Genomic DNA, 25,962 nt, shown 5'->3' with positions numbered 1-25,962 from the left:
AAGACTAGACCTGTCTTATCTTTACGGCAATATAAAACACCATTTGGGGTGGTATTCTTTGCAAAATCATCACTTTGATGAGTGATTCATTGGTGTTACATTTTGTTACTTACTCAATTTCATATAAGAGACAAAAAATGGCTGGAGCAAGTTTACTCACACTGTTGGACGATATTGCCACGGTGCTTGATGATGTCGCCTTAATGTCAAAAATGGCGGCAAAGAAAACCGCAGGTGTATTGGGAGATGATCTAGCGTTAAACGCTCAACAAGTGTCTGGTGTTGCATCTGAGCGAGAGATTCCAGTGGTTTGGGCGGTTGCAAAAGGCTCATTCAAAAATAAATTGATTTTAGTTCCTTCAGCTTTACTTATTAGCGCGATTATTCCATGGCTTATTATGCCATTATTGCTAATTGGCGGCTTATTTCTCTGCTTTGAAGGGGCAGAGAAAGTACTTGAGAAAGTGTTTCCTCACTCGCATCCGCACGAAGAAAAAGAGGAGCTAGTTAATACTGGCGAGTCGATAGAAGAGTATGAAAAGCGTAAAGTTTCTGGTGCGATTCGAACAGACTTTATCCTTTCAGCAGAGATCATCGTGATTGCGTTAGGTACCGTGACAGGAGCCAGTCTTGTTACGCAAATTTTAGTTGTCAGTTTAATTGCAGTGATTATGACGGTTGGAGTTTATGGACTAGTCGCTGGGATTGTGAAGCTAGATGATTTAGGCCTTTACCTTGAAAGTCGCTCAAACGGTAAAGGTTGGGTAGCGAAAGTCGGAGGGGCCTTGGTCGCTTTTGCACCAAAGTTGATGAAGTTGTTAACCATTGTAGGAACTGCTGCGATGTTTTTGGTGGGTGGAGGAATTGTGGTGCACAACGTGCCAGCCATTCATCACTTTGTAGAGCCGATTATTATGAACTTTAGTGGTCATTCGGTTGCTACAGCCATTTTGCCTATTTTACTGAACGGTATTATCGGCTTTGTGGCGGGGTTGGTTGTGGTTGCGGTATGGACGATGGTTGAAAAGCTTCGTGGTCAATAATCACATCTAAAACATGAGACGATAATAACAAGGGTCATGACTTCTTTTTACAAAAAGCATGACCCTGTTTTATGGGTGAAACGTCAGTAAAGTACTTACTTCACTTTCCACTCGATCTGTTCATTTGCTCGAATAGGCACAACGATATCATTGCCAAATGGCATCGTTTCTGGCACATCCCAAGCGGATTTTTCTAACGTTACTGTATCTGTGTTACGTGCAATGCCGTAAAAATCAGGACCGTTGAAGCTTGCGAAAGCTTCCAAGTTTTCCAACTTGCCTTCTTTTTCGAAGACTTCTGCATAAAGCTCTAGCGCAGCGTGTGCAGTGTAAGAACCAGCACAACCGCAAGCCGATTCTTTTGCCCCTTTCGCATGTGGCGCTGAGTCTGTACCTAGGAAAAACTTCTTGCTACCACTAGTTGCTGCTTCGATCAGCGCTTGCTGGTGGGTTCCGCGCTTAAGAATTGGCAAACAGTAGAAATGAGGTTTAATACCACCCACAAGCATGTGGTTACGGTTGAAAAGAAGGTGGTGGGCAGTGATGGTAGCCGCTACGTTGTCTGAGGCATTGTTAACGAAGTTTGCTGCGTCGGCGGTGGTGATATGTTCTAGTACGATTTTAAGATTAGGGAAATCATTGACGATAGGAGCGAGGACGGTATCAAGGAATTCTTTTTCTCGGTCGAATATATCAACATCGTGATGTGTTACCTCCCCATGAACCAAAAGTAACATTCCTACTTCTTCCATTGCTTCTAAAACGTGATAAATGTTTTTCGCATTGGTCACACCGGAATCTGAGTTTGTTGTGGCGCCAGCAGGATAGAGCTTGGCAGCAACAATGTGTCCGGTTGCTTTAGCCTTACGTATTTCGTCTGGTGTCGTGTTATCTGTAAGGTAAAGCGCCATTAAAGGCTCAAACTGTTCGCCATGTTGCTCTTTGAGAATTCGGTCACGGTAGGCTAGGGCGAGCTCAGTTGTAGTAACAGGTGGGACGGTATTTGGCATAATCAGCGCACGGCCATTGTAGCGGCTGATGTCGCGAACGGTGTCTTTAAGAACTTCCCCATCGCGTAAGTGAACGTGCCAGTCGTCAGGACGAGTGATAGTCAGTGTTGTCATTAATTGCTCCCACCATTGAAAAGTTGTCTGATTGGAGCCTAAGCGCCGTATTTGCTTTTGAGCAAACGCTTGCGCTTAGGCGACAGGATGATAGAGGAATTGCCCTCATATTTCATCCCATTTTTCAATTTTATAAAGAGTGAGAGTGTAAGTGGTTACTTCATTGTTAACCAAAGCGCGTGGATCGTACCTGGTAGAAAGAAGAAACACGTCAATATTAGATTAATCAAAAAGTCTTTATTTAGACCTTTCTCCATGAACACCGCGACAGGCGGAAGAAAGATACATAACAAAATCAGAACCAGTTTTCTTGTATCCATAATTAAGCTCCAAATCGATAAATGGGAGTAGTGATAACTTGGGTGAATTATGTGTGTCGTATCACACTTTATCAAACGGTATTTGGTCAGAACGGTGTTAAAAAACGCGAATATTGAGTGTAGTAAATACTTGTCACTAAAACCAAATTTATAAGAATATGGTTTCGAGAAAGTTGAAATGGATGAAGAGGCAGCAGACTCTGCAACTTAATGTGATTTGAGTATACAATACCGCAACAAATAAAAAACACCCGTAGGAAGAAGGCTATGTCGCAACCCGTTTTATCCCAAATTAATGTTTTTCCGGTTAAGTCAGTTGGCGGATTATCGCTGTCGTCCGTATGGGTTGAGAAGCAAGGATTGAGCTTCGATCGTCGCTTTATGATTGCGAAAGCTGATGGCTCGATGATCACTGCGCGAAAGTATCCGCAAATGGTAACCATTAAGTCTGCCTTATTGTCCGATGGAGTGGTGTTTAGTAGTTTGGGTATGGAGCCACTTAAAATCCGTTACCAAGATTTCAAAATGCAGGAGACACCTGCAACGGTTTGGAAAGATACGTTTACTGCCTATACCACGACAGATGATGCAGATGACTGGTTTAGTCGAGTGCTGGGGCAGCGCGTTGAGTTGTTGTTTAGTGGTGAGCAATCGAATCGTGTCCGTGAAAAGCTAGGTCAAAACGTCAGTTTTGCTGATGGTTATCCGGTTTTAGTGATCAGCCAAGCTTCACTTGATGAGCTGAACCGAAGAAGTTCAGAGCTACACTCAATGGATCAGTTTCGTACTAACTTAGTTGTCTCTGATACTAAACCATTTGAAGAAGATTCATGGAAGCGCATACGAATCGGTGAGGTAGAGTTTGAGTCTCTCAAACCTTGCGAGCGCTGTATCCTGACTACGGTGAATACCCAAAGAGGCACATTCCGTGAGAGCAAAGAGCCGCTCAAAACCTTGCAACAGTTCCGTGCAAACGATGTCGGTGGTGTGTTCTTTGGCCAGAATCTTGTCGCGCGAAATGAAGGCATTATTCGTCAAGGCGATAAAGTTGAAGTATTGGAGTACAAAGAGCCGGAGTTTTACGTAGATAACTCGCCAGTGCGCATGAAGCTTACATGTGTTGAGCGTGAAGAAATTGCCCAAGACTTTGTGACCTTATGGTTAGAGCCAAACAAAGGTTCGTTGCCTAATTACTTGCCAGGACAACACCTGCCAATAGAGGTGAATATTGATGGTAAGAAAGTGGGTCGACGCTATACCTTATCATCCAGTCCTTCTCGCCCGGGTCGTTATGCTATTTCTGTAAAGCGTATCGCGGGTGGAAGAGTCTCTAACTCACTCTTGGACAACTTACAAGTCGGTGATGTTTTAGAGGCAGAACAACCTGACGGTCAGTTCCACCTTAAAACGCATGAAGCGCAGCCTCTGCTGTTACTCTCTGCGGGTAGCGGAGTAACACCAATGTTATCAATGGTGCGTTACTTAGCGGATCACAATCAGTTGGATAATGTGGTTTTCTACCATCAATGTCGCACCGAGAATGATATTCCTTGTCGCTCAGAGTTGGAGCAGTTAAAGCGTGAGCACCCAGGGCTAGAAGTAAAAGTCTGTTTAACGCAACCTGCTGTTGATTGGTTTGGTTTGAAAGGGCGTTTAAGTTTGTCACACATTAAGCAAATCAAAGATGTTGAACAGCGGCAGGTGTTTGTGTGTGGTCCTGATGGTTTTATGGAGAAAGCGAAAAATCTCCTGCTAAGAAAAGGGCTGCCAGAGGAAAACTACCATCAAGAAGCGTTTGGAGTTTCTTCTCTTACGTCAAAGCCAGAGAAAAGTCTCGCTATTGACTTTAATGGAACTAAAGTCGTAGGCAACAACCAAAAAACGTTGTTAGATCAGCTCGAAGATGCTGGGAAGGTCATCAGCAATAGCTGTCGTGCTGGCTTATGCGGCGCGTGTAAAGTTCAGCTTACGTCGGGGCAAGTTCATCATCCGGACGTGCCCGCGTTGACTGATGAGGAACGTGCAATGGGAACCGTATTGGCGTGTTGTGCTGTGCCAGAGACGGACATAACAGTAACCAACTAGGCGAGAGCACCTTTGTCCTTCGACAAAAACTGTTCCTAGACAAAAAAACGCTGCTATTTTTAGCAGCGTTTTGAGTTTTAAAGAGAGCTGAAAATATCGCTTAGTCGTAAATCGTCGGGATTGGCTGGCGTTTGTGCTGCGTTGCTTTGTAAATCGCTACCAGACGGTCACTCACTTGCTGTGGAACAGGTTTGCCCTCTAAGAAGTCGTCGATTTGCTCGTAAGTTAGGCTTAGGGCATCTTCATCTGCTTTTTGTGGAGCAAGCTCTTCTAAGTCTGCTGTTGGCACTTTCTTCACTAGTTGCTCAGGTGCACCCAATGTAGCAGCTACTTCACGAACTTGGCGCTTACTTAATCCGAACAATGGTGCCATGTCACAAGCGCCATCACCAAATTTAGTGTAGAAACCAGTGATGTTTTCTGCTGAGTGATCAGTACCAAGAACAAGGCCGCCTACGTAGCCCGCGATCTCGTATTGAGCAACCATGCGAGCACGCGCTTTTACATTGCCTTTTACGAAGTCGACTTTTGCTGCATCAGTTGGTAGAAGATCTGTGCCTTCTAATGCAACGTGAGAAGCCGAATGAAGCCCGTCAACACCTGCTTTGATGTTCACCGATACAGAATGGGTTGGCTGGATAAAAGACAGAGCGAGCTGAGCCTCATCTTCATCTTTTTGCTCCCCATAAGGCAGGCGAACTGCGATAAATTGGTAGCTATTGTTGCCCGCTTCTTCGTTTAGTTGGTCTACAGCCAACTGAGCTAAACGACCACATGTCGTTGAGTCAACGCCACCGCTGATGCCAAGAACAAGAGACTTACAGCCCGCTTCTTGCAATTTACGCTTAATAAAAGCGACACGGCGTTCAATTTCAAAATGCGGATCAATTGAAGGGAGTACGCGCATTTCGTCACGGATGGATTGTTCCATTTAGGGTTCCTTTTCCTGCAAATATTTCAGACTCTAAAGCACATTTGCTCAAATGGTGATAAACCATACAGTTGAGGCTCATTAAATGCGACTTTAGGGTCAAAAGCTGTAAAGATTAGTAGTATCATACCGAAATCATCAGATTAGAAAACTCTCTTCAACCAGGTAATCACCGGATATGAAAAAAATCGCCATTTTTGGTAGTGCATTTAACCCACCTAGTTTAGGGCATAAAAGTGTTATTGAGTCTTTGAGCCACTTTGATCTTGTGCTACTTGAGCCAAGCATTGCACACGCTTGGGGCAAGAACATGCTTGATTACCCAACTCGGTGCAAAATGGTTGACGCGTTCATCAAGGATATGGGGCTTTCTAATGTTCAGCGTTCTGATGCAGAGCAAGCTTTATACCAACCTGGACAAAGTGTGACGACCTATGCGTTGTTAGAAAAAATTCAAGAAATCTACCCAACTGCCGATATAACTTTTGTCATTGGTCCTGATAATTTCTTCAAATTTGCTAAATTTAGTAGAGCTGAAGAGATTACGGAACGTTGGACTGTTATGGCATGTCCTGAAAAAGTAAAAGTCAGAAGCACAGATATTCGCAAAGCACTGGCCGAGGGTGAAGAGATCGGTGCCTATACAACACCTTCCGTACGTGATTTATTACTTAGTAAAGGCTTATACAGAGAAACATTGTCTGGGAACTGAGAGGTCAGATTTTCATGGTCAGAGTCGTTTTATTTAGTGCATGTGCGCTGCTTGTGGTGACACAAGCTCATTCCGCGTGTAACTATTTTTCTGATCGTTCCGTGGTGTTTGAAGATAACACTCTTCCAATCTGTGAAGAAATTTTAGATTCCATCGGCGTGTTAAGTACTGAAGCATTGATTTGGTATGCAGCGGAAGCGAAGCTTGAAGGACCAACAGAAAACTATTGGGAGGAGTGGGCGATTAAGCCGGAAGAGACCCCACTTCTAACTCAAAACTTAGAAAAGAATTACTTTGGTCTTGGTTTTTGGATGCCGGAAGAGCTCCGAGACGAAGAGAGTAAAATGGATACAGAAGAGTGGCTTCGTAGTCACGGGTTGATGTTCAGCGTTGGTTTTGGTGATAAATCCGACGGACAGCCAAGAATGCGGTTTGATTATCGTTGGCACGAATATTATGACGCTGACTGGATGATGCAGATAGAGGTACCTTTCTAGACACCTCAAGCAAATGAAAAAAGGGCGTACATTATCAATGTACGCCCTTTTTGCTTTTACTTGAATCTCTACTTTCTGTGTCCGTAATTCTACGTAATGCTGAACACGTAGCTTGTTGAAGAGCAAGTTATAGCGCTTCTCCAAAGACTAAAAAGCAAAGCTGTTCATATTCTTCGATGTTACCAGCAAAAAGAGAGTCAACAATTTGCTCTTCCTTCTTCCCCGACAGTTTCATTTTTCTTGCTTCACGTAGTGTTAGTACCAAGCAAAGCTCTTTAGAAATATTCATGTCACAGCCAGGAGTCCATTGATTGATGGTTCTCGTTAACGTTGAGTGCGCTAGTTTAGGAGACAGCGTCAATATTTCATGTCTTACTACTGTCAGTAGATCGGTTTGCAGATCCGAGCGTTCGGCAGTTGTTGCTAGCTTCTCGACGAGCGCTTTGAGTAGCGGTGAAGGCTTCACAAAGCCCGCCTGTTGTGAGAAGTCGTCATTTAAACGCACAGAAAAATCACAACGATATACACGAGAATTAGGTAAAAAGGTGAGGGAGCTCAAACATCCTTGAGGAATCCAAAAATATTGGCCTGGTTCAATGGCATACTCCTGCTTACCCAATTTAATGACGGCTAACCCTTCGATGACAGACAGTAGACTGTGCTTCAATGCTTTTTTACGCGCAGCTACATCAAGAAAGGGGTATTTAGCGTCGTGAAATTCAATTGCGTAGTTCATTATGAGTACCAGTGTTTTTTGGCGCTAAGGGTAACGTTAAACCCATACGATTCCAACCTGCTGAGAGAATTTTTTAGCATGATAAATGGTGGCTTAACTGGTATGACCATGTTAAAAGTATGGGTTGAAATGCTGCTTGTCAGCAAAACTATGCGTAAAATGTGCCAGCTTTTTTTGATATGTAATGAACAATGACAGCCAATACCGATCCTTATATTGAAATTCGTCCTTACAACGACGAAGAAATTCCAGCAGCGCTGGATCGTCTAATTCAAGATGATGAATTTATCACTGCTATCCTAGAACATCGCTTTGCTAATAAAGCAGCATGGTTCAAAACGCTAATGAGCCCGATCCTGCGCATCTACCTGAAAGCTAAGTGGAGCAAGCTTGATTCTGTCGAAGCAATTCAGATTGAAGTGAAGAAGTATCTGAAAGATACATTGAATAAGACAACGGATGGCGTCACTTTTTCTGGTTTGGATAAGCTGGATAAAAACACGTCATACCTATTCGTTTCTAACCACCGTGATATTGCGATGGACCCTGCGCTCGTAAACTATGGCTTGTACCAAAGTGGGCACCGTACAGTTCGTATAGCGATTGGCGATAACCTGCTGAAGAAGCCATGTGCGACAGAATTGATGCGACTCAATAAGAGCTTCATCGTTAAGCGCTCTGCTAAAGCGCCTAGAGAAATGATGAAAGCATTGGGACAACTTTCAAGCTATATCAAACATTCGCTTGATACTGGCAATTCAATTTGGATTGCCCAAAAGGAAGGCCGTGCTAAAGATGGAAACGACTTTACTGATCCTGCGATTTTAAAAATGTTCCATGTTGAAGGTCGTAAACAAAAGATCAGCTTTGGTGAGTACACGCGTTCTCTGAAAATCGTTCCTGTCTCGATTGCCTATGAAAATGATCCATGTGACATTGCCAAAGCAAAAGAGCTGTACGAAAAAGCAGAAAATGGCCGCTATGAAAAAGGCGAATTTGAAGATATCGAAAGCATCATTCAAGGTATCGTTGGCTATAAAGGCCGTGTACATGTTGCGTTTGGTGATGTGATTGAGCAAGAGTTTGAAACGCCGGAATCTCTTGCTGGTGAAATCGACCGCCAAATTCACAACAACTACAAGTTGTACCCAATCAACTTGTTAGCTGCTGGGCATGAAGATTCGAGCATCATTACGGAAGCAGTTAAGCGTCATCTCGCGGATAAGTTGGATCAGCTACCTGAAGGCGCAAGACCTTATTTGGTGGCGAGCTATGCCAATCCTGTGAATAACCAAGAGTAACTTTCGTCACTGAACTCTGTTGATTCAGAATGCCTTAAAGCCTCGGTCTGCCGGGGCTTTTGTTTATCTGCTCTTTAAGGTGCGACGGCGCCACCAAGGGTTAAATTGCTAGGCCATTTGGTGATCCTGTTACCACCTAAATAGATATTCCCTTTCACCGTCATTGTGTCTGGAAATACTTTCAGCGCTGATCCTCCAATATAAAGATTACCATCAACCACCAATCCTTCAGGAAGTTCAGAAATGGGAGTGCGAATAACACTTAGATCACCTTTTACTCGAAGTTTAGCTGGAAGCGCTTTTAACGGTGTATCTGTCAGATTTAGGTAACCGCCTAGTTTGATGCCTTTAGGCCAGTTTTCGATCTTACTACCTAGTAGGTTTGCATAGCCTTTTATCTTTGTTCCTGAGCGAATAACTTTGAGTGCGCTGTTAGTTGCTTCCAGACTGCCTTCAACATCAAGCCCTTTAGGCAAGGTTTTGATAGGGGTTTGTGAGATGTTTAAGTTGCCCTTTACCACTAGGCCAGAGGGTAGTTGGGTGTAAGGCTTGTTTCTAAGATCAAGATTGCCGTAATTATCGATGTGACCAAACTTAGAATAGTAATCTAGCTCATATGCCAAAGGAGACGAGCAGAGTAGGATTGAAGTAAGGCATAGGGAAACAAAACGCATAGTCAAAGAGTTAGTTAAATACCGAGATCAACAGGTGCTTATCTTATACTTAAATAAACCTATTATGCATTTTTTGCTCACAGTTTTTGATTCATAACTTAAATACTCAAATTAGAGATACACGTTAAAAGTGTGCGCTTCTTTACTGAGCTAAGTAACTTCAAGCTTACTAAAATGAGATAAATTAAATGATTGAATGTGAAGCAGACCCAAGTGTAGAGGTGAGAAAAATATCAGTAGATATTTGAATAATATGAGATTCTTCCAAGAACTTCACAAAGGTCCTTGTTAGTATTATTGAGGTTTGAGGGAGATTTTCATGAAGTTAAAAAGTGTATCTATTTTTACCGCTGGTGTTTTTGCAGTACTGCTGTCGGGTTCCGTTTTTGCTAAATCATACAGTACACCAGAAAACAAAGCGCTAATAGTTGCTGACGGTAAGGTAGGTCAGCGTATCTGTTACTACGATGATAAAGCCTACACCACAGGGGCCGTGATTAATGTTGAAGGCGTATTACTGATGTGTACCGCTGAGAACGATTTTGAAACCAATGGCTCGTTAAAGTGGGTCGTGTTCAGAAAAGATAAATAAACGCGCCGAAGTTGTCTGTTTCATTTAGAGCGGTTTAAGATTAAGAGATTGGAAAAATAAAAAGCGAGCATCATGCTCGCTTTTTTCATTAACGCGCGAGTGAGCGCGTTTTTAATTCAAAGATAAGTTTTTCAGCACTTACTTCAAATTTGAATCGAGCCGTCGCTTGGTTCGATTCTTCGGTTATTTCTGAAACATTGTATTCAACATCAGCACATACTGATTTAGCGAGCTCGATGTATTTTTGTAGTTCAGACTCTAGCTCTGTTTTTGTCTGTGCGAAAACCGTTACGTCGGCAACTTCGTCACCTTCTTTGATGATAAAGCCAATCTCGCCAGCACAGCCGCAGGCCTCACATACTTGGTTTTTTTCTAATTCGACACTCATAACGAATCCTCTTGTAAATACTAAGGGTATTCTATCAGGTATTTGATCTGTATCTACAAAAATGACGACTTTTGCGTAAAAAAGGAACAGAATAGGCACTTGTTAAGTAAGGGTTAAAGATTGGATTACTAAATCATCAAGAACGTTAATGTGATATATATCAACATTTAAAATCAATTAACGAACATAGTGACGAGATTTTGCTCAGTCCAGTTGAACTAATGGTTAATTTATAAGACTATTTCTTGATTGATTATTTTTAATAATTATCATTCTTGGTCTTTGAATAGTTTCGATGAATAATTGGCGCAAGGTTTTGATGAGACTAACTTTTCGCCTTATTTTGAGTAGCATGTATTGACAAAAACATAACTGAAAATTACACATTACGCAGTGTAAAGACGTTATGGTTTGGAACTCGACATGATATTAAATAGTCGCAATACATATACCCAAAGCGCTTTCAAGTGCAGCGCTTAGCAACCTGATTTCTAGGTTTTCGCTAATCGAACCGCATCGGCGAGCCGGGTATAATGCTAAGAATGATTTCATTCTGGCCTCATTTAATAGTGAGTTAGATGGATTTACAAAGAGAAGAGCTTAAAATATGCCAAAGCGTAGTAAAGAAGATACCGAAATCACTATCCAAAAGATCATGGATGCCGTTATTGATCAGCTACTCAGATTAGGTTACGACAAAATGTCGTACACGACGCTAAGCCAGCAGACAGGTATATCGCGTACCGGTATTAGCCATCACTTCCCTAAGAAAACGGACTTCACCGCCGCACTGGATGGCCGTATCTTTAAAATGTTTATTGAACACTTAGAGTTTGATAAAGGATTAAATGCATTTTCACAAAGTTGGATTAAAGCGCTGGAAGATGCTGAGTTCCTCGCGATTTTACGACTGCTATTCCATCACATTGTCACCGCTGAAAATGCGCAAGAATTTGCTGCTAATGGTATTGACCGCTTATACAAAATGGTTGAAAGCCAGTTTGGTGCGGGTGGTGACAAAGAGCTTGAGTGGTTGATTGGTCGTTCATTGATCCAAATGAGCAAGTAATAGCCTTTAAAGCAACAAATTCTGCCAATATCAAAGCAAAGGCCCGCAACTCTCATATTGCGGGCCTTTGTCGTATCAAAGTGTTTTCGAGACGGCTTTAGAGGAGATACGCTTTATGCTGCGGCATGCACTTGAGGGAAGTCTAGCGTCGGATGTTTTGTCACAATAGAGCGATAGCCATAAACTTGTTCAATGCGCTCTGACGTTAGTGCATTCCATGGCGTGTCATCACAAACTAGTTTCCCGTTATGCAAGAGTACAAGGCGGTCCGCGTACTGAGAGGCTAGATTCAAGTCATGTAACACCACAACCACCGCAGCGTTCTGTGCTTTTGCCGTTTCACGAGCAATTTTTAACGTGTTGTGTTGATGGGCGAGATCCAACGCAGAGGTAGGTTCATCAAGCATTAAGATTCGTTTTTCGCCAGATTGATGTAGTTGTGTCATCACTCGTGCTAGATGCAGTCGTTGCTTTTCTCCACCAGATAAAGACGGGTACAGGCTTTCTGCTAAATGCAATACGTCGGTTTGTTCCATGTAATGTAAAGCCAGTTTAGTGGTTTCTTTATTGGACAGTGATAGCGGTATTGCCCCCAGCTCTACGACTTCTCTGGCTAGAAATGGGAAGGTTAAGGTGCTGTGCTGCGGGAGCATTGCAATATGTTTGGCGCTTTTTTCAGGCTCCCAATCATGCTTTTGTTTACCGAAGTAGGTGATGTGATGATTCGAAGAGATCTCACCGCATAGAAGCTTGAGCAAAGTACTTTTACCTGCGCCATTGGGGCCGAGTAGGGCGGTCACTTCACCAGCTCGGATATCAATGTTGATGTCATCGATCACCACACGGTTGCCATACGTCATCGAAATGTTTTTCCCCGATAAAACGATCTGGTTCATTACAAAATCTTCCCTTTTTGCTGGAACAATAAGTAGATGAAAAAGGGCGCGCCAATCAATGCGGTCACGATTCCAACTGGTAATTCAGCTGGTGCCACGGCAACACGAGCAAACATATCTGCGGCAGTAAGAAGCAGTGCTCCCATTAAGGCAGATATTGGTAATAGCGTTCGATGGTCAGGCCCAGCGAGCATGCGCCCTAAGTGAGGAATCACGAGCCCAATAAAGCCAATTGCACCACTGATGCTCACCGTAATACCAACACCCAGTGCAGAAAGTAAAATAAGCTGACGTTTGAGTTTTTGAACCGGAACTCCTAAGTGTCTTGCTTCTGATTCCCCTAACAACAGAGCATTCAGCGCCATCGACTTCTTCTGAAACCAGAGCAATAGGATGACGAGTGTTACAGCAGATAGAGCAATCCCTGACCAATTTGCACCAGCTAATGAGCCCATCGACCAAAGCGTCAAATCTCGCAGCATCTGATCATCTGCGATAAAGTTCATGTAGCCAATCGCAGCACCCGAGAGCGCGCTGATGGCAACGCCGGCTAACAACATAATTGTAACTGAGGTACCAAACTTACTTGTGCCGAGTTTATAAACGAGAATAGTCGTTAGTGCACCGCCAAGGAAAGCAAAAAGAGGCAGAGCCGCTAAGTTCATTAGTTGCGGATAGTTTTGGCTAAATTCAGCAAATACAACAATAGCGAATGCACCACCAAGAGCAGCGCCAGCAGACACACCAATGATACCAGGCTCGGCTAATGGGTTACGGAACAAGCCCTGCATAACCACACCACAAATTGCCAAAATGGCGCCGATGAACATACACAAAATGGTGCGAGGCAATCGGATTTCGTTAATGACCAACTGAATGTGAGGAGCGAGATCAGAACTGCCTCCCGTTAGGCTACGCAAACTGTCAGCAAAGCTAATGTTCATTGGGCCAACGGTAATAGAGGCGATAGCAATAAATGCTAAAAATCCACTAAGCACTGATAACGTCGTTGAAAGGGGGATGCGTCTTAACAACATGTCATGTCTCTATGGGTAAAGCAGTGCATTCAAGCGTTTAGCTTCTGCAAGGCTTTTAAGGCCCAAACCACCTACCAGAGCATGGCCATCAATCGTTATGATGTCTTTGTTCTTTCCAGCGGGTGTTGCAGCAAGAAGCGGCATTGCTTTTAAAATTGCATCGGCACCACCCAACGTTTCATAGCTGCGACCGCTAACAAGAATCACGTCAGGCTGCATCTCTACCATCGCTTCTGTGGATAGAGGCTTGTAAGACGAGAGTTGTGTAGCGGCTGGGTTTTGTCCGCCGGCGAGTTGAATAATTGCATCGGGTGTCGTTTGTGAGCCCGCAACATTTGCAGGTCGCCCTTCATGGATCAGCAGAAAGAGCACTTTCTTTTTCTTCGCTTGATCAGGTTGGTTTGCATTGAGTGCTTGTACTTGCGCCTGGACATCTTGCTTTAAGCTTTCAGCTTGAGCCTTGCGATCCATAAGGTTCGCAATTTGATCAATACGTTGATAAAGGCCCTCGACATTTGCATCAGTATTAACAATTTCTACATCTACGCCAGCCGATTTCAATTGGCTCAATGTTGTTTTCGGCCCCATCTCATCAGAACCAATGACTTTTGTCGGACGTAAGGCGAGCAACCCCTCCGCTGAAAGACGACGATGGTAGCCCACTTTAGGCAGTTCCATCCCTTTTGGTAATTGACTGGTGACGTCGATAGCAACCAAGCTATCTTTAGCGTCGAGTTCAAGCAAGAGTTCAGTGACGGCGCTGCCTGCGCTAACAACGCGCTCTGAGGATGGCGTTTCATTGGCAAAAAGTTGACTACTCGCAAGTAGGGAAATAGCTGCCGTGACAACAGCATGAATAGTGATGCGTGTGTTCTTCATTTTGAAAGGATCTCTATCTTACTTATTTTTATGATGGCTCTTCAGTGAGTAACTGAGTTGCTTGAATTCCGTTTTCTTGTAAAAAGCCGAGAAGTTGTACTAGCGACTGAATATTCGCGGTTTTTTCTGCTCCAATTACAATCGGTTTATCGCTTGACTTACTCTCTTCTAACAGCGCGAGGGTAAAGTTGTCCCAATCGATATATGTCTTGCCGTTAATAGCCCAGTAAGGCTCGTCTTTAAGAATATTTACCGTGATGGATTGCTTATCGACATCTGCAACAGCCTGAGATTCTGTGCTCGGTAAATTGACGTCTAATGAATCGAGTTTGACCGCTGCGGTTAACATCAGGAAAACCATGACGATAAAAATAATGTCTAACAGCGGTGTTAAATCGGGGGTTAAACCGTTACGACTATTTTCTTGTGGTGTTTTAATCATTGAGTTGCAGCCTCAATCTTCTCAGAAGAGCGCAGTGTTACTTTTGAGTGGTCTGGCGAGACATGCTGTAACGAGATACCTTCAAGCCATAAGTTGACGTAGTTTAAAGTGTGCTCAAGCTTGGCGATTACACGATCCGCCCACAAACCAATGATCTGCGCTCCTGAAATGGCAGGAAGTGCGATAATGAGACCCGCGGCAGTGGTGCGCATGGCAAGACCTAGGCCGTCAGCCAAATCATTCGGAGTGATATTCCCCGTTGAAACCGCGATGCCTTTGAACATGTCAATTAAGCCAAGTACCGTACCAAGCAAGCCAATTAAAGGACTGATGACACCAATCAGCGTCAGCAAACGAAGGCCGGAATGCAGCTGATGGCGTTTTTCTTGCAGCCAAATACCTGCGGCATCTTCTCTTAAAGATTTCGAAAACGAATGATGAGCAAGCAACATCGCAACACCACGGTATAGAAGCGGCCGCTTATTCGACAACTCTTCAGCAAGTGCTTCAAGTTCGCTCCCATTTGTTGGGTCTAATCCTGTGAGCTTTTGGCGAATGGCTCGCTTTCCTACACCAAGGCTAATTAACACATGGAATAATCGCTCGGCGATGATCATCACGGTTAGAGCTGAGCAAATGATCAAAGGCCATGTCATCAGCCCAAATTGAGTTTGTAATTCTTGTAGTTGTTCCATTATCCATCCAACTTAAAACGAACAGGTACTTGTACTCGGTGAGCGACTTTTAGCCCACCTGAAATATGTGGTGTAAATTGCCACTGTTTGATCGCACGAAGTGCTGAGGCATCTAGCGACTCTGTGCCGGAAGACTCAATCAAAACCTGTTTAATCTGGTTACCATTCTCATCTAGCCATATCTCATACAAGGCTACACCTTCAATACCGCGTCTTTGTGCAGACCTTGGGTAACGGGGTTGTGTTGGTTGACTCACAAACGTTGGTTTGTCGACCAAGACAGGCTGAGATGTTGCCCCTTTGGATTGGCTCGCAGGTGCGGATTGTTGAGCTACCGTCTCTTTCTTCACCGGTTCCGTTTTTTTCTTTGGTTTCGCTTCGGGCTGAACCTTTTGCTTTGTTACGGTTTTGGTGGGCTCGACCGCTTTAGGTTTAGATTGTTTAACCGGTTCTGGTTTTTTATCTACTACCTTCTTCTTAACAGCGTCTTTCTTGACGACCTGTTTTTTTACAATCTTCTTTTCTGGTTCAGGTTGGTCTTGAGGCTGCTCTTTTGGTGGCGCTACATTTTCTGGTGTAGATTTTTCGACAGCGGGAGGAGCAGACACAAGATTTAGACTTACCGAACTTGCTGGGTTTCCAGCCGGCATCGCGAACACCTTTGTCTCTTGAGAAACAAAAAGAAGTGCGGCATGGATGGCAAGGGAAGCACCTCCTGCAATGACATATCTTTGTACGTTCACGGAATATCTCGGGAAACTATGAAAACTTGGGCAGATTATTACTTACAATAGAAATAAGATCAATTATCAATTGCATTATCATTACGCTCAAATTATGATTCTTGCAGAATTTTTAAGATCAGCTTCCATCCCTTACATGATGGGAGTTAAGCGAGTATATATGAGCGTCGATATCGATAAGCTTGATGAATCAGTGTTGGGCAGTGATAGTCCTGATCCATTGCGATTTGCTTTTGTTAAGAAGCATTCTGCACATGCCGGGGGAGCGAGCGTACCTGTGCCCTCGTCTCAACAACAGGCGATTTTTTCGAGTATTACGGCTAACTCAATTAAAGTGACCAATAAACGCTGTCTTTATATTCATGTTCCGTTTTGTCGCGTTCGTTGCACTTTTTGTAACTTCTTTCAAAATGCTGCAAGTCGCACACTGGTTGATGAGTACTTTGAAGCATTAATGCAGGAGCTTAGAGAGAAAGCGGCATTACCTTGGACACAAAATGGTATTTTTCACGCCGTATATATCGGGGGCGGAACGCCAACGGATTTATCTCCAGTACAGGTTCGTGTGTTAGGCCAGGCTATCCGAGACCACTTTCCTTTGGCTGCAGACTGCGAAATTACCTTAGAAGGTCGCATCAATCGTTTTTCTGATGAGTTGTATCAAGGCGCTTTAGAGGGTGGGTTTAATCGTTTCTCTTTTGGTGTGCAAAGTTTTAATACACAAGTGCGCCGCAGCGCAAAACGTTTAGATGATAGGGAAGATGTCCTCAAACGAGTGAGCGAGATCGCCAAAGAAGACAAAATTCCGGTCATTATCGATTTACTCTATGGCTTACCTTATCAAACCAAAGAAGTGTTAGAGCAAGATTTAAATGATTTCCTCTCGACTGGCGCACACGGACTGGATTTGTATCAGTTAGTGGTTGGCGGGTCAGCTCCCATGCTCAACCTCGTAGAAAAGGGAAAAATCCCGCCACCTGCGACCACACCAGAAAAAGCGGGAATGTATGAGCTCGGTGTGAACTTTATGGCCAAACACCATATGAAGCAACTGAGTGTGAACCATTGGGCAATCGATAACCGCGAGCGTAGTTTATACAATAGTTTAGCCAAGACTTATGCAGAGGTATTGCCAATTGGCTGTGGTGCTGGAGGTAATATAGGTGGCTACGGGATGATGCAACACCGCACACTAGAGACCTATATTAAAGCGGTCAAAGAAGGTCAAAGCACCATCGCGATGATGATGAAGCAAAGCCCTCTAGAACCACTTTTTTCTACACTCAAATCTGCGTTTGACCGTGGCATTGTTCAAGCAAATCAACTTCCATCATTTATGGGAGAGGACGCGTTCGGGTTTTTATTGCCTCTATTTAAAGTGTGGCAAGCGAAAGGCTTAGTACAACTACATGAACGTAGCGCAGTCCTTACTCTTGCAGGCAGCTTCTGGGCAGTGTCATTGGCTCAAAGTTGTATTCAGGTACTCACGTCGGAGATGAACGAAACCGTACCGAAAGCATCCAATAATTAATGAAAACAAATTGAACAAAAACGGAAGACACAATGGAATCAATCAAGCAACAAGTTGAAGTATTACTAGAGCAAGAACCACGATTATTGCCAGCTGCGATGGCAGAGCGTCTTGGCATTTCCGAGTTTGAGGTTGTTGCGGCTCTACCTCAGGAAATGGTGGCTATTGCACCAGGAGAGCAAGCGCAAAGCATCTTAGAAAGTTTGGTTGGTTTTGGCCCGGTGACGACCATCGTCCACTCTTTTGGTTCTATCTTTGAAGTTAAAGCGCCGTTTCCAAAAGGAAAAGTGGCGCGTGGCTATTACAATTTAATGGGTAGAGAAGGTGAACTGCACGGCCACCTTAAATTAGATAACGTTAAAAATGTCGCATTAGTCAGTAAACCGTTTATGGGTAGAGAGAGTCACTATTTTGGTTTTTTCTCAGAGTGCGGAAGTAATATTTTCAAGGTTTATTTAGGCCGTAACGAAAAGCGCGAGTTGATTGAAGAGCAAGTCACCGCATTTCGCGCCCTACAAGCCGAATTAAAAAAGTAATCACAAACATAATCGAGGCTTAACTCGAATACTAATTAGTAAAGTCAGGTATCAATATGGATCAACAAGTTAAACAAGAGCGTTTGCAAGGTCGTTTAGGGCCAGAGATCAAAGAGTTTCGTCAGGAGCGCCGTACACTTCAGCTTGCAACTGTCGATGCAGAAGGTCGCCCGAATGTAAGCTACGCGCCTTATGTCCAAAACCAGGGAGGTTATTTCGTTCTCATTTCTAAAATCGCTCGTCATGCCCGTAACCTTTTAGAAAATCCAAATGTTTCATTGATGATGATTGAAGATGAAGAGTCTTCAAAGCAGTTGTTTGCTCGTAAGCGCTTAACTTTTGATGCGGTAGCAAATGTAGTTGAGCGAGACACAGAGATGTGGCAACAAGTTGTTGGACAAATGAAAGAGCGTTTTGGTGAGATTATTGATGGTCTAAGCCAGCTAGAGGATTTCGTTTTGTTCAACTTAAAGCCAGAATCGGGGCTATTTGTTAAAGGTTTTGGTCAGGCGTATCAAGTGTCTGGTGATGATTTAGTCGATTTTGTTCACCTTCAAGAAGGTCACAAGAAAGTCGAAAGTGCCTGATTGTAAACCGATCATATGAATGTCGATCATTTGGCATAATGAACGTTTAAAGGGAGTTAGGTTATACTGACTCCCTTTTTTATATTGGAACAAAAGCATGAAACCTGTAAGCAAGGAATTGAGCGAGATTTGCTATCCGTTTATTTACGAGGACAGTCCGGTTTGTGACTTTGAAATTACAGCAGATGAACTTTGTAGTCGTATTGGCCTTGTTCTCGCTATGGAGTTGGACGAGTTTAGCCGCGATATACTGACAAGAATGCAGCCTAATGTTTATCATCTAAATGGTTCGGTTCGCGGAAAATTAGCGATTACAGAGACGGAAGTTGAAGAGTTAAAGGCCGATTATGCTTTGCTCAAGCAACGCATTGATGGTGGCTTCAAAGGCTTTGTTCTACCCGGAGGGCACCCGGCAGCCAGTCAATTGCATTTGTGCCGTTGCCAAGCTAAAAAAACGGTACGAGCATTAGTTGCCGTTGAACATACAGGTAAGAAGCAGCCCGCACCTATTTTGTTTCGATACGCGAACTTATTAGCGAATGTACTTTACAGCCTAGCTTCTTATATTAATCATACTCATCAAGTCAAAGAGACGGAATTCGTTTCTCGTAGTTACGCGATGCCAAAGAAGTGAGCTGAGAAATTAGCGGATGTGAGCATCAGGGGTAGGACAAGCACTGCATTATATTCTCAAATCAACTCGTCCAATAAGAGTTAAGAAGTCATAGCTTTGGCTTCTAGCTCTTTTGCTCCGCGAAGCATCGCTTCGATTAGTTCTCCTGCATTGAATTTCTCAAGTGCCTCATGCGCGCCAACTTGGTGAGCTCTGTCTACACAGATTTCGCTCGATAACGATGTGTGTAAAATGCGGTATGAATGGTTCAGAGAGGAATTATTCTGAACTTCAAATGCTAACTCATAACCGTCTAATCCGGGCATTTCAATATCGCTGACCAGAATATCAATTGGGCGATGAGCCGCAGCGTCACTTTTCATCAGTTCCAATGCATCTAAACCATTTTTACAGATTTGATACCCAATATTGATGCTATCGAGTGCGTCACACAGCTGTTTACGAGCGATGGAAGAGTCATCCACCAATAGAATACTGAGTGCTTTTAGGCGTTCTCGCTCAATATCTGTCAGCATTGGTATCTTTGAATTCTCGTACTGCGGATAAATTTTGGAAAGTAGCAGTTCCACATCCAGCATTTGAACAGTTTTGTCCTCGTAGCGAGTAATTCCAGTCACGAAAATATTTTTTCCAGCGCTCGGAGGTGGCGTTTCAATAGCTTTCCAATCGCACTCAATGATCTTCTCTATACTACGAACCATAAAAGCAACCACGGTTCGCAAGCAATCTGTCACGATCAAGTAGCAGCTTTTATATTCTTCTTCACTTATAGGACGAAAGCCAACAGCCGCTGACATATCGATCACTGGTACTGTTAAGTTACGTATCGTAACGGTTCCAATGACGTGATGATGCGAGTAAGGGATCTTCGTCGTTGGCATGTATGGGACGATTTCACGGACTTTTAGCGTACCGATAGCGAAACTCTGTTGCAGGGTGAGCTTAAACATCAACATGCCCTGAGACTGATTCGCTTTGCTAACGACTTTTGCCATGAAAATAACCTTATAAATACCACCGAATTGTGTCTAATCTAATCTTATCAGACGAAGGCTTCAACCATCGGAGAGACAAATGTGAGCTTTTTAGACAATCTTTTAGAGAATAGTGATTAACTGAGCAAAACTTGTTTGTATTTTAAACTCATTATGTAGACGATTTTATATTCCTCGTGTATTTGGGCCTTTACCGCTGAGCTATTATTAAGAAATGTTTGGTCTGTTAAAAAGGATTGGGTACACTTGCGCGACCAGAATAGTGAGAGATAGATCAATGGCAAATACAGCAGCCGCATTACATATTCTTGTGAAGCACAAAGAGCAAGCGGAAGACATAATCAAGCAACTGAAAAAAGGCGCAAAGTTTCAGACATTAGCGAAGAAGTATTCAACTTGCCCGTCAGGCAAACGCGGTGGTGACCTTGGTGAATTCCGCCGTGGTCAAATGGTACCTCAATTCGACAAAGTGTGCTTTTCTGGCGAAGTGTTAACGCCGCATCTAGTTAAAACCAAGTTCGGTTGGCATGTTGTAAAGGTGCTTTACAGAACATAAGGCTTGGTATCGACCTAAACATTGTCAGATGAAACCCACAAGCATTAAATATCATCTGTACGGTCTCTTTTCACCAATCACTACCGTTATGACATGGCAGATACATTCTGATCTGCCATGCTCCACCAAACGCTAATCTTTCCAAACTAGAAACTCATTTATATGCAGTTAACTTGGCTTTTCTCATAAGTTGTTATTCTATTTCAAGCTTTGATATGAGGATACGTTTGCCGGTTGTATCAATTATCAATGCTATTCCTTGCTGGCGAACTTTGGTTCATGTTCGGGCGCCATTCGCATATGATAGCGACCTTATAAAAATTAATCCTGTTCATAATTTAAGATGTCCCTGACTCATAAAGACTATTTTAAAATCGCATTTCCTTTCATCGTTTCTACTGTTACCCAACCATTATTGGGGGCGGTGGACACCGCGGTGATCGGTAAACTCGGTGTGGCTGAGATGATTGGTGGTGTAGCGATAGGCACCGTCATCATGAATACCTTGTATTGGCTGTTTGGCTTCTTCCGCGTCAGTACTACCGGGCAAAGTGCAATCGCATTAGGTAAAAATAGCCCGGAAGATCAAGCGAGCAGCTTATTCCGTCCTTTCGTGCTTTCGCTCTGCCTTGGCTTGATTTTCATTGCGTTGCAGTCCGTGATTTGGATGGGGGCAGAGCTGATTATCTCCCCTGATGCAGTTGTGGCAGAAAACGCTAAGATTTACTTCGATATCATGATCTTTGGTGCGCCATTTGTACTGCTGAACTACACCGTGATTGGTTGGTTGATGGGGCAGGCGAAAGCCAAAGAAACCTTGTTCACGCAAGTGTTTGGTAACGTGCTGAACATCGTGCTGGATATCGTCTTTGTGTTGTACTTCGATATGGGCATTGCTGGCGTTGCGGTAGCGACACTTATCGCGCAAATTTCGACGTTTGTTATTGGTGCGGTGCTGGTGTTGAAAACCTGTCGCTTCCCGCTGTTTGATTACATTCAGACCGCAAAAATGACGCGTAAAGATCTCAAAGTCATCGCGTCTTCCAATATGGAGCTGCTGCTTCGTACTGTGTGTCTATTGGTGTTCTTCAACATGATGGCGCGTGTAGGCTCTCAGCTTGGTTCTGATGTGCTTGCTGCGAACGCAATCTTGATGCAAGTGACCTTTATCGTCAGCTACATGTTCGACGGTGTGGCGAATGCGTCGAGCGTCTTTGCAGGTAAAGCAGTAGGGCAGAAGAATAAGACATTGCTTGATAACGTGATTAAGCTAAACACGCAATGGACCGCAGCGTTCGTTGTTGTCTTGACCTTGCTGCTAGTGCAGTTCAAACACCAAGTGGTGTCGTTATTTACCACTTTGCCAAATCTTGTTGAGCTGTATTTGGACATGAGCCCTTGGTTATTGGCATTCCCGTTGGTTGCTGGTTTTGGTCTTACGTTTTACGGCATCTTTACCGGTACAGGGACGACGCGACCAGTGCGTAACTCTACCTTTCTAACCATGGTGTTGTTCTTAGTGACTCAATTTATTGCGGTGCAATATTGGGGCAACCACGGTTTATGGCTGGCATTCACGTTGTTCTACGTTGGGCGCTTTGTCTTCTTGTTTCCATACCTCGGTCAAGTTAAACAAAAGTGTCTTTAATACACACTGTCACAAATGACCTAACTTATATGTTCTTATCACAAGGGGGGGGGAGCTATCTGCCCTTGTTGATAAATCTGAAAAAGGTGATGAAATAACCTTTCCGACTGGTTTCCTTGCTTTAACCCGCATGATATTATTTGTGATGTTATATTATTACATTTAGTTTGATGCCGTGATTTCTCGACCAATACTCTCCGTTAATAATCTCAGCCTTACAGACTCAGAACGCACACTCTTCAAAGACATTTCTTTTGAGCTGTTTCAAGGTGAAGTTCTTGCCATTATGGGACCTTCCGGCATTGGTAAATCCATGTTGTCGAAAGCCGTCGCAGGTTTTTTGCCGTCTGATATTTGGGTAGACGGAAGTATCCAGCTTAACAGCAGTGAGGTCGCACAAACTGCCATGCTGCAACGGAGTCAATCTCAGCGTCCTGCGGTCATTTTCCAAGATGCACTTAAAGCACTGAATCCATTGGCCTCTGTCGAGCAACAACTGTGTTTGGCATTGACGGGCAACAAAACACGTTTGTCTTCAGCAAACCGAGAAACGGTGACGACCTTGCTGTCTCAACTCGGATTTACGGATCCAAAAGCAGCATTAGCGCAGCATCCAAGCCAGCTATCTGGTGGTCAACGTCAGCGTATTTGTATTGCCATTGCGTTGCTTGGTAGTGCCAACTTGATCATTGCTGATGAGCCCACCAGTGCGCTCGATCCAATCACCGAAGCGGAGATCCTTGAGTTGTTCCGCAGCAGTGTTCAGCAACGCAACATCAGTGGTTTGTTGATCACGCACGACCTATCTGCGGCTTTGGCGTGTGACAAAGTCTTGGTGATTGCGGACAACACCATGGTGGCTTATGGCGCACCATGGCAAGCCATTCAGCAAAGTTCGCATCCTTTCTGCCAACAACTTGCGCAACTGCTGCCTTAACCTCATCTCTGGAGCCTATTTTGACTAAGCACAACTTGATCGGGCACACGCAGCCTAAATCGGCGGAAGTTCGCTTTGAGCAAGCCAGTGTTCACTATTACTCCAAACCAAGTTGGTTAGGGGGCAAGCCGTTTAAAGCGCTCGAACAATTGGATCTTGCCATTGATACACAGAACATTGCGATTGTTGGTCCTTCTGGTGCGGGTAAATCGACCTTGATTGAGCTTTTGTTCGGTCTTCGTAAACCCACATCTGGTGAAGTGTATGTGTGTGGTTATCCGCTATCGCGTAGCTCGGCTAAGCGGCGCCAAGAGTTATGTCAGCACATTCAGCTGATCCCGCAAGAGCCGCAGTCTAGCTTGAATCCGTACTACACCGTTCGCCAGATCTTACTGGAGCCTTTGAGCAACATTGGTTTAACGCAAGAACTTAACGAGAAGGTGGAAAAGGTCTTGGCGGATGTCGGTTTGGATCTCGCATTGTTAGATCGTAACCCGCAGCAATTATCAGTTGGGCAAGCGCAACGTGTGGCTATCGCCAGAGCTTTAATTGTTGAGCCTTGCGTGTTGGTTGCCGATGAGCCAACCAGCAGCCTAGATCCCGTCAGTCGTAAACAGATTCTCGACTTGTTGGCAGGCATTCAAAAGAGTCGTCAGATGCGCCTGATTTTGGTGACACACGACCTCGATGCGGCACAAACCCTATGCGATGAAATCCTGGTGTTAGACAAAGGACGCGTTGTCGAGCACGGCACAGCACAAAACGTGACAACTAACCCATCGCACTTGATCACGAGAGCCTTGATGAGCGCTCAACACAAAAGTAATGAATTCACAAAAACCATTGGAGAGGTTTCTTATGCACCTTAGTACTCCCAAGTTAGCTTTGTCGCTGGCTTTAAGCGCACTGCTGACGGGTTGTTTTGACTCTGGCGAAAGCAAGCCAGAAGCGGAAAAAGCAGCTGCACCGCAAGCAACGGAAATTCGCGTTGCCATGATGCAACCACCACGCACAGGTTTGTCGCCACTTTCAGATGACGCGTTCAAACTGTCACGTTGGAGCACAGCAGAAACGCTAGTGAACCTTAGCGATCAGTCGGTAGCAGAGCCTATGCTGGCAACAGAGTGGGAACAAGTTGACCCGATGACGTGGCAATTTACGGTACGTAAGGGCGTGAAATTCCACGATGGTTCTGACCTTGATGCCAACGCGGTCGTGAACTCTCTACAAAAAGCATTAGATGCCGCACCAAAGCCACGCATTTTGGATGGTATCGAATGGCAAGTTCGCGCATTGGACGACTTCACTGTTGAAATCAAAACGACCTTTAACGATCCATTGTTGCCAAGCCGTCTATCTAGCCCACAGCTAGCGATCCTTTCTGGTGCTGCATATCAAAAAAACGGTCGTGTTGTGCCAATCAATGCGGGTACGGGTCCATTCGTTCTGACAGAAATCAACGGGACAACCAGCGCTAAATTAAAGCGTTTTGATGGTTACTGGGGTGAAAAAGCGAAAGTAGATAGCATTTTTGCGGAATACGTACCAAACGGTTTTGCTCGTGCTGCAGCGCTGCGTACCGGTGAGGCGGATGTCGTTGAAGCGGTTCCTGTATCGCAAATCGCGATGATGGAATCTTCACAGCTGCACGAAGTGGCAATGCCGCGTACCAACACGCTTTACCTAAACAACAAATCAGATGTGTTTAGCCAGTTCGGTTTGCGTAAAGCAGCGGCTCAAGCGGTTAACCGTGAGCAAATCATCAAAACGGTTTACGAGAACCACGCCGACTCAGCGAAAGGTTTGTTAGGTCCTGCATTGGCATGGGCTCAACCAATTCGTGATGCGAACCCTCGTATGGAAACTATGGAAATGCGCCACGCGAATGGTGAGAAGATCACCATTGGTACGTTTACCGACCGTGCAGAGTTGCCAGAAGTGGCGGTGCTCCTAAAGCAACAACTTGAAGCGGCTGGTTTTGTGGTTGAACTAGACGTTCGTGAATACGCACAAATCGAAAACGATGCACTAGCAGGTAAGTTCGATGCGTTCTTGTTGTCACGTGCAACAGTGCTGGATTCTGGTGACCCAGTGGCGTACATGCAAAGTGACTTTAGCTGTAAAGGTTCTTACAACCTAGGTCAGTTCTGCTCTGAAGAAGTGGATGCTGCATTGAAACACGCTGATCGTCAGCCATTGGGTGAGAAACGCCAACAAGCGATCATCGAAGCAGAAAGCAAAATCCTTGAGCAATACGCTGTGATTCCACTGCTTCACGAGCGCGTAATCCAAGGTGAGAGTGACCGCGTGAAGAACGCACAACGTGACCCACGTGAGCGTCGCCTGATCGACCAGTTTACTGAGGTGAACTAAC

At 44.3% G+C, this 25,962-nt stretch carries 29 protein-coding genes; 16 read left to right on the top strand and 13 right to left on the bottom strand.

What is annotated here, in order from left to right; all coding sequences use genetic code 11:
• Positions 1-137: 137 nt before the first annotated feature.
• On the top strand, positions 138-1,043 hold the full coding sequence (locus R7P74_RS05450; protein ID WP_017821242.1) for a DUF808 domain-containing protein: 906 nt from the start codon (positions 138-140) through the stop codon (positions 1,041-1,043).
• Positions 1,044-1,138: 95 nt separating this feature from the next.
• Here the strand turns inward: R7P74_RS05450 and pyrC are convergent, their stop codons facing one another.
• Positions 1,139-2,167 carry a dihydroorotase gene (gene pyrC / locus R7P74_RS05445; protein ID WP_005385019.1) on the bottom strand — a complete coding sequence of 343 codons (1,029 nt, stop codon included), beginning with the start codon at positions 2,165-2,167 and terminating at the stop codon, positions 1,139-1,141.
• Between the two features lie 155 nt (positions 2,168-2,322).
• Positions 2,323-2,487 carry a YqaE/Pmp3 family membrane protein gene (locus tag R7P74_RS05440; RefSeq protein ID WP_005375297.1) on the bottom strand — a complete coding sequence of 55 codons (165 nt, stop codon included), beginning with the start codon at positions 2,485-2,487 and terminating at the stop codon, positions 2,323-2,325.
• A 267-nt stretch (positions 2,488-2,754) separates the two neighbouring features.
• On the opposite strand from R7P74_RS05440, the gene R7P74_RS05435 reads away from it, so the two are divergent.
• Positions 2,755-4,572: a hybrid-cluster NAD(P)-dependent oxidoreductase gene (locus R7P74_RS05435; protein ID WP_047101750.1), complete on the top strand. Its 1,818-nt coding sequence runs from the start codon at positions 2,755-2,757 to the stop codon at positions 4,570-4,572.
• 100 nt (positions 4,573-4,672) lie between these two features.
• Here the strand turns inward: R7P74_RS05435 and nadE are convergent, their stop codons facing one another.
• Positions 4,673-5,503: an ammonia-dependent NAD(+) synthetase gene (gene nadE, locus R7P74_RS05430; RefSeq protein WP_005375299.1), complete on the bottom strand. Its 831-nt coding sequence runs from the start codon at positions 5,501-5,503 to the stop codon at positions 4,673-4,675.
• A 178-nt stretch (positions 5,504-5,681) separates the two neighbouring features.
• Between nadE and R7P74_RS05425 the strand changes: the two genes are divergently transcribed.
• Positions 5,682-6,215, top strand: a complete 534-nt coding sequence (locus R7P74_RS05425) for a nicotinate-nicotinamide nucleotide adenylyltransferase (RefSeq protein ID WP_005375300.1) — start codon at positions 5,682-5,684, stop codon at positions 6,213-6,215.
• Between the two features lie 14 nt (positions 6,216-6,229).
• Complete coding sequence (locus R7P74_RS05420; protein ID WP_005375301.1) at positions 6,230-6,712, top strand: hypothetical protein; 483 nt, start codon at positions 6,230-6,232, stop codon at positions 6,710-6,712.
• 127 nt (positions 6,713-6,839) lie between these two features.
• Here the strand turns inward: R7P74_RS05420 and R7P74_RS05415 are convergent, their stop codons facing one another.
• Positions 6,840-7,448, bottom strand: a complete 609-nt coding sequence (locus tag R7P74_RS05415; protein ID WP_213866217.1) for an AraC family transcriptional regulator — start codon at positions 7,446-7,448, stop codon at positions 6,840-6,842.
• Between the two features lie 191 nt (positions 7,449-7,639).
• Between R7P74_RS05415 and R7P74_RS05410 the strand changes: the two genes are divergently transcribed.
• A complete protein-coding gene (locus R7P74_RS05410; protein WP_005385027.1) occupies positions 7,640-8,749 on the top strand; it encodes a 1-acyl-sn-glycerol-3-phosphate acyltransferase in 1,110 nt (369 codons plus the stop codon).
• A 74-nt stretch (positions 8,750-8,823) separates the two neighbouring features.
• Here R7P74_RS05410 and R7P74_RS05405 read toward each other — a convergent pair whose 3' ends face one another.
• On the bottom strand, positions 8,824-9,423 hold the full coding sequence (locus R7P74_RS05405) for a hypothetical protein (RefSeq protein ID WP_017821237.1): 600 nt from the start codon (positions 9,421-9,423) through the stop codon (positions 8,824-8,826).
• Between the two features lie 319 nt (positions 9,424-9,742).
• Here R7P74_RS05405 and R7P74_RS05400 point away from each other — a divergent pair, with 319 nt between their 5' ends.
• The gene (locus R7P74_RS05400; RefSeq protein WP_213866218.1) at positions 9,743-10,015 is read left to right on the top strand and encodes a YnjH family protein; all 273 of its coding nucleotides are present in this window, start codon (positions 9,743-9,745) and stop codon (positions 10,013-10,015) included.
• Positions 10,016-10,103: 88 nt separating this feature from the next.
• Here the strand turns inward: R7P74_RS05400 and R7P74_RS05395 are convergent, their stop codons facing one another.
• Positions 10,104-10,403: a YfcZ/YiiS family protein gene (locus tag R7P74_RS05395; RefSeq protein ID WP_005375307.1), complete on the bottom strand. Its 300-nt coding sequence runs from the start codon at positions 10,401-10,403 to the stop codon at positions 10,104-10,106.
• A gap of 607 nt (positions 10,404-11,010) precedes the next feature.
• On the opposite strand from R7P74_RS05395, the gene R7P74_RS05390 reads away from it, so the two are divergent.
• On the top strand, positions 11,011-11,472 hold the full coding sequence (locus tag R7P74_RS05390; protein ID WP_005385033.1) for a TetR/AcrR family transcriptional regulator: 462 nt from the start codon (positions 11,011-11,013) through the stop codon (positions 11,470-11,472).
• A 113-nt stretch (positions 11,473-11,585) separates the two neighbouring features.
• Here the strand turns inward: R7P74_RS05390 and R7P74_RS05385 are convergent, their stop codons facing one another.
• From R7P74_RS05385 to R7P74_RS05360, 6 genes are read right to left on the bottom strand one after another with little or no spacing between them, the layout of a single operon-like run.
• Positions 11,586-12,368 carry a heme ABC transporter ATP-binding protein gene (locus tag R7P74_RS05385; RefSeq protein ID WP_318122727.1) on the bottom strand — a complete coding sequence of 261 codons (783 nt, stop codon included), beginning with the start codon at positions 12,366-12,368 and terminating at the stop codon, positions 11,586-11,588.
• Complete coding sequence (locus R7P74_RS05380) at positions 12,368-13,405, bottom strand: FecCD family ABC transporter permease (protein ID WP_005375318.1); 1,038 nt, start codon at positions 13,403-13,405, stop codon at positions 12,368-12,370. Before R7P74_RS05380 ends, R7P74_RS05385 begins: the two co-directional genes overlap by 1 nt.
• Positions 13,406-13,414: 9 nt before the next feature.
• On the bottom strand, positions 13,415-14,284 hold the full coding sequence (locus tag R7P74_RS05375; protein ID WP_005375320.1) for a heme/hemin ABC transporter substrate-binding protein: 870 nt from the start codon (positions 14,282-14,284) through the stop codon (positions 13,415-13,417).
• A 28-nt stretch (positions 14,285-14,312) separates the two neighbouring features.
• The gene (locus R7P74_RS05370) at positions 14,313-14,726 is read right to left on the bottom strand and encodes an ExbD/TolR family protein (protein WP_005375322.1); all 414 of its coding nucleotides are present in this window, start codon (positions 14,724-14,726) and stop codon (positions 14,313-14,315) included.
• A complete protein-coding gene (locus R7P74_RS05365) occupies positions 14,723-15,421 on the bottom strand; it encodes a MotA/TolQ/ExbB proton channel family protein (protein ID WP_005385044.1) in 699 nt (232 codons plus the stop codon). The genes R7P74_RS05370 and R7P74_RS05365 overlap by 4 nt, the downstream gene beginning before the upstream one ends.
• Positions 15,421-16,164 (bottom strand): energy transducer TonB, encoded by a 744-nt coding sequence (locus R7P74_RS05360; RefSeq protein WP_318122726.1) that lies wholly within the window; start codon positions 16,162-16,164, stop codon positions 15,421-15,423. The genes R7P74_RS05365 and R7P74_RS05360 overlap by 1 nt, the downstream gene beginning before the upstream one ends.
• A 160-nt stretch (positions 16,165-16,324) precedes the next feature.
• Here R7P74_RS05360 and hutW point away from each other — a divergent pair, with 160 nt between their 5' ends.
• From hutW to R7P74_RS05340, 4 genes are all read left to right on the top strand, one after another.
• Positions 16,325-17,695: a heme anaerobic degradation radical SAM methyltransferase ChuW/HutW gene (gene hutW / locus R7P74_RS05355; RefSeq protein ID WP_225473219.1), complete on the top strand. Its 1,371-nt coding sequence runs from the start codon at positions 16,325-16,327 to the stop codon at positions 17,693-17,695.
• A gap of 32 nt (positions 17,696-17,727) precedes the next feature.
• A complete protein-coding gene (hutX, locus tag R7P74_RS05350; protein ID WP_132936320.1) occupies positions 17,728-18,231 on the top strand; it encodes a heme utilization cystosolic carrier protein HutX in 504 nt (167 codons plus the stop codon).
• Positions 18,232-18,287: 56 nt separating this feature from the next.
• On the top strand, positions 18,288-18,818 hold the full coding sequence (gene hutZ / locus R7P74_RS05345; protein ID WP_225466685.1) for a heme utilization protein HutZ: 531 nt from the start codon (positions 18,288-18,290) through the stop codon (positions 18,816-18,818).
• 97 nt (positions 18,819-18,915) lie between these two features.
• Entirely contained in the window at positions 18,916-19,452 is a 537-nt protein-coding gene (locus R7P74_RS05340) for an ATP:cob(I)alamin adenosyltransferase (RefSeq protein WP_033906781.1), read from the top strand.
• 80 nt (positions 19,453-19,532) lie between these two features.
• Here the strand turns inward: R7P74_RS05340 and R7P74_RS05335 are convergent, their stop codons facing one another.
• Positions 19,533-20,447, bottom strand: coding sequence for a chemotaxis protein (locus R7P74_RS05335; RefSeq protein WP_005385059.1), 915 nt, complete (start codon positions 20,445-20,447; stop codon positions 19,533-19,535).
• A gap of 214 nt (positions 20,448-20,661) precedes the next feature.
• Between R7P74_RS05335 and ppiC the strand changes: the two genes are divergently transcribed.
• The 5 genes from ppiC (at position 20,662) to R7P74_RS05310 (ending at position 25,961) form a co-directional block, all read left to right on the top strand.
• On the top strand, positions 20,662-21,003 hold the full coding sequence (ppiC, locus tag R7P74_RS05330) for a peptidylprolyl isomerase PpiC (RefSeq protein ID WP_080276970.1): 342 nt from the start codon (positions 20,662-20,664) through the stop codon (positions 21,001-21,003).
• Positions 21,004-21,346: 343 nt separating this feature from the next.
• Positions 21,347-22,651: an MATE family efflux transporter gene (locus R7P74_RS05325; RefSeq protein WP_225473239.1), complete on the top strand. Its 1,305-nt coding sequence runs from the start codon at positions 21,347-21,349 to the stop codon at positions 22,649-22,651.
• Between the two features lie 175 nt (positions 22,652-22,826).
• Complete coding sequence (locus R7P74_RS05320; RefSeq protein WP_213885192.1) at positions 22,827-23,588, top strand: ATP-binding cassette domain-containing protein; 762 nt, start codon at positions 22,827-22,829, stop codon at positions 23,586-23,588.
• Positions 23,589-23,608: 20 nt separating this feature from the next.
• Positions 23,609-24,457 (top strand): ABC transporter ATP-binding protein, encoded by an 849-nt coding sequence (locus R7P74_RS05315; protein ID WP_225473240.1) that lies wholly within the window; start codon positions 23,609-23,611, stop codon positions 24,455-24,457.
• Positions 24,447-25,961 (top strand): ABC transporter substrate-binding protein, encoded by a 1,515-nt coding sequence (locus R7P74_RS05310; RefSeq protein ID WP_225473241.1) that lies wholly within the window; start codon positions 24,447-24,449, stop codon positions 25,959-25,961. The genes R7P74_RS05315 and R7P74_RS05310 overlap by 11 nt, the downstream gene beginning before the upstream one ends.
• Position 25,962: the final 1 nt, after the last annotated feature.

The sequence above is a fragment of the Vibrio sp. 2033 genome (assembly GCF_033339735.1).
Note: the sequence above shows the minus strand (reverse complement) of the source record. Positions and strands in the feature narration are given on the sequence as shown.

Coding starts and splice junctions, on each gene's coding strand:
- R7P74_RS05450 (WP_017821242.1), top strand. CDS start 138: ATGGCTGGAGCAAGTTTACTCACACTGTTGGACGATATTGCCACGGTG.
- pyrC (WP_005385019.1), bottom strand. CDS start 2,167: ATGACAACACTGACTATCACTCGTCCTGACGACTGGCACGTTCACTTA.
- R7P74_RS05440 (WP_005375297.1), bottom strand. CDS start 2,487: ATGGATACAAGAAAACTGGTTCTGATTTTGTTATGTATCTTTCTTCCG.
- R7P74_RS05435 (WP_047101750.1), top strand. CDS start 2,755: ATGTCGCAACCCGTTTTATCCCAAATTAATGTTTTTCCGGTTAAGTCA.
- nadE (WP_005375299.1), bottom strand. CDS start 5,503: ATGGAACAATCCATCCGTGACGAAATGCGCGTACTCCCTTCAATTGAT.
- R7P74_RS05425 (WP_005375300.1), top strand. CDS start 5,682: ATGAAAAAAATCGCCATTTTTGGTAGTGCATTTAACCCACCTAGTTTA.
- R7P74_RS05420 (WP_005375301.1), top strand. CDS start 6,230: ATGGTCAGAGTCGTTTTATTTAGTGCATGTGCGCTGCTTGTGGTGACA.
- R7P74_RS05415 (WP_213866217.1), bottom strand. CDS start 7,448: ATGAACTACGCAATTGAATTTCACGACGCTAAATACCCCTTTCTTGAT.
- R7P74_RS05410 (WP_005385027.1), top strand. CDS start 7,640: ATGACAGCCAATACCGATCCTTATATTGAAATTCGTCCTTACAACGAC.
- R7P74_RS05405 (WP_017821237.1), bottom strand. CDS start 9,423: ATGCGTTTTGTTTCCCTATGCCTTACTTCAATCCTACTCTGCTCGTCT.
- R7P74_RS05400 (WP_213866218.1), top strand. CDS start 9,743: ATGAAGTTAAAAAGTGTATCTATTTTTACCGCTGGTGTTTTTGCAGTA.
- R7P74_RS05395 (WP_005375307.1), bottom strand. CDS start 10,403: ATGAGTGTCGAATTAGAAAAAAACCAAGTATGTGAGGCCTGCGGCTGT.
- R7P74_RS05390 (WP_005385033.1), top strand. CDS start 11,011: ATGCCAAAGCGTAGTAAAGAAGATACCGAAATCACTATCCAAAAGATC.
- R7P74_RS05385 (WP_318122727.1), bottom strand. CDS start 12,368: ATGAACCAGATCGTTTTATCGGGGAAAAACATTTCGATGACGTATGGC.
- R7P74_RS05380 (WP_005375318.1), bottom strand. CDS start 13,405: ATGTTGTTAAGACGCATCCCCCTTTCAACGACGTTATCAGTGCTTAGT.
- R7P74_RS05375 (WP_005375320.1), bottom strand. CDS start 14,284: ATGAAGAACACACGCATCACTATTCATGCTGTTGTCACGGCAGCTATT.
- R7P74_RS05370 (WP_005375322.1), bottom strand. CDS start 14,726: ATGATTAAAACACCACAAGAAAATAGTCGTAACGGTTTAACCCCCGAT.
- R7P74_RS05365 (WP_005385044.1), bottom strand. CDS start 15,421: ATGGAACAACTACAAGAATTACAAACTCAATTTGGGCTGATGACATGG.
- hutW (WP_225473219.1), top strand. CDS start 16,325: ATGAGCGTCGATATCGATAAGCTTGATGAATCAGTGTTGGGCAGTGAT.
- hutX (WP_132936320.1), top strand. CDS start 17,728: ATGGAATCAATCAAGCAACAAGTTGAAGTATTACTAGAGCAAGAACCA.
- hutZ (WP_225466685.1), top strand. CDS start 18,288: ATGGATCAACAAGTTAAACAAGAGCGTTTGCAAGGTCGTTTAGGGCCA.
- R7P74_RS05340 (WP_033906781.1), top strand. CDS start 18,916: ATGAAACCTGTAAGCAAGGAATTGAGCGAGATTTGCTATCCGTTTATT.
- R7P74_RS05335 (WP_005385059.1), bottom strand. CDS start 20,447: ATGGCAAAAGTCGTTAGCAAAGCGAATCAGTCTCAGGGCATGTTGATG.
- ppiC (WP_080276970.1), top strand. CDS start 20,662: ATGTTTGGTCTGTTAAAAAGGATTGGGTACACTTGCGCGACCAGAATA.
- R7P74_RS05325 (WP_225473239.1), top strand. CDS start 21,347: ATGTCCCTGACTCATAAAGACTATTTTAAAATCGCATTTCCTTTCATC.
- R7P74_RS05310 (WP_225473241.1), top strand. CDS start 24,447: ATGCACCTTAGTACTCCCAAGTTAGCTTTGTCGCTGGCTTTAAGCGCA.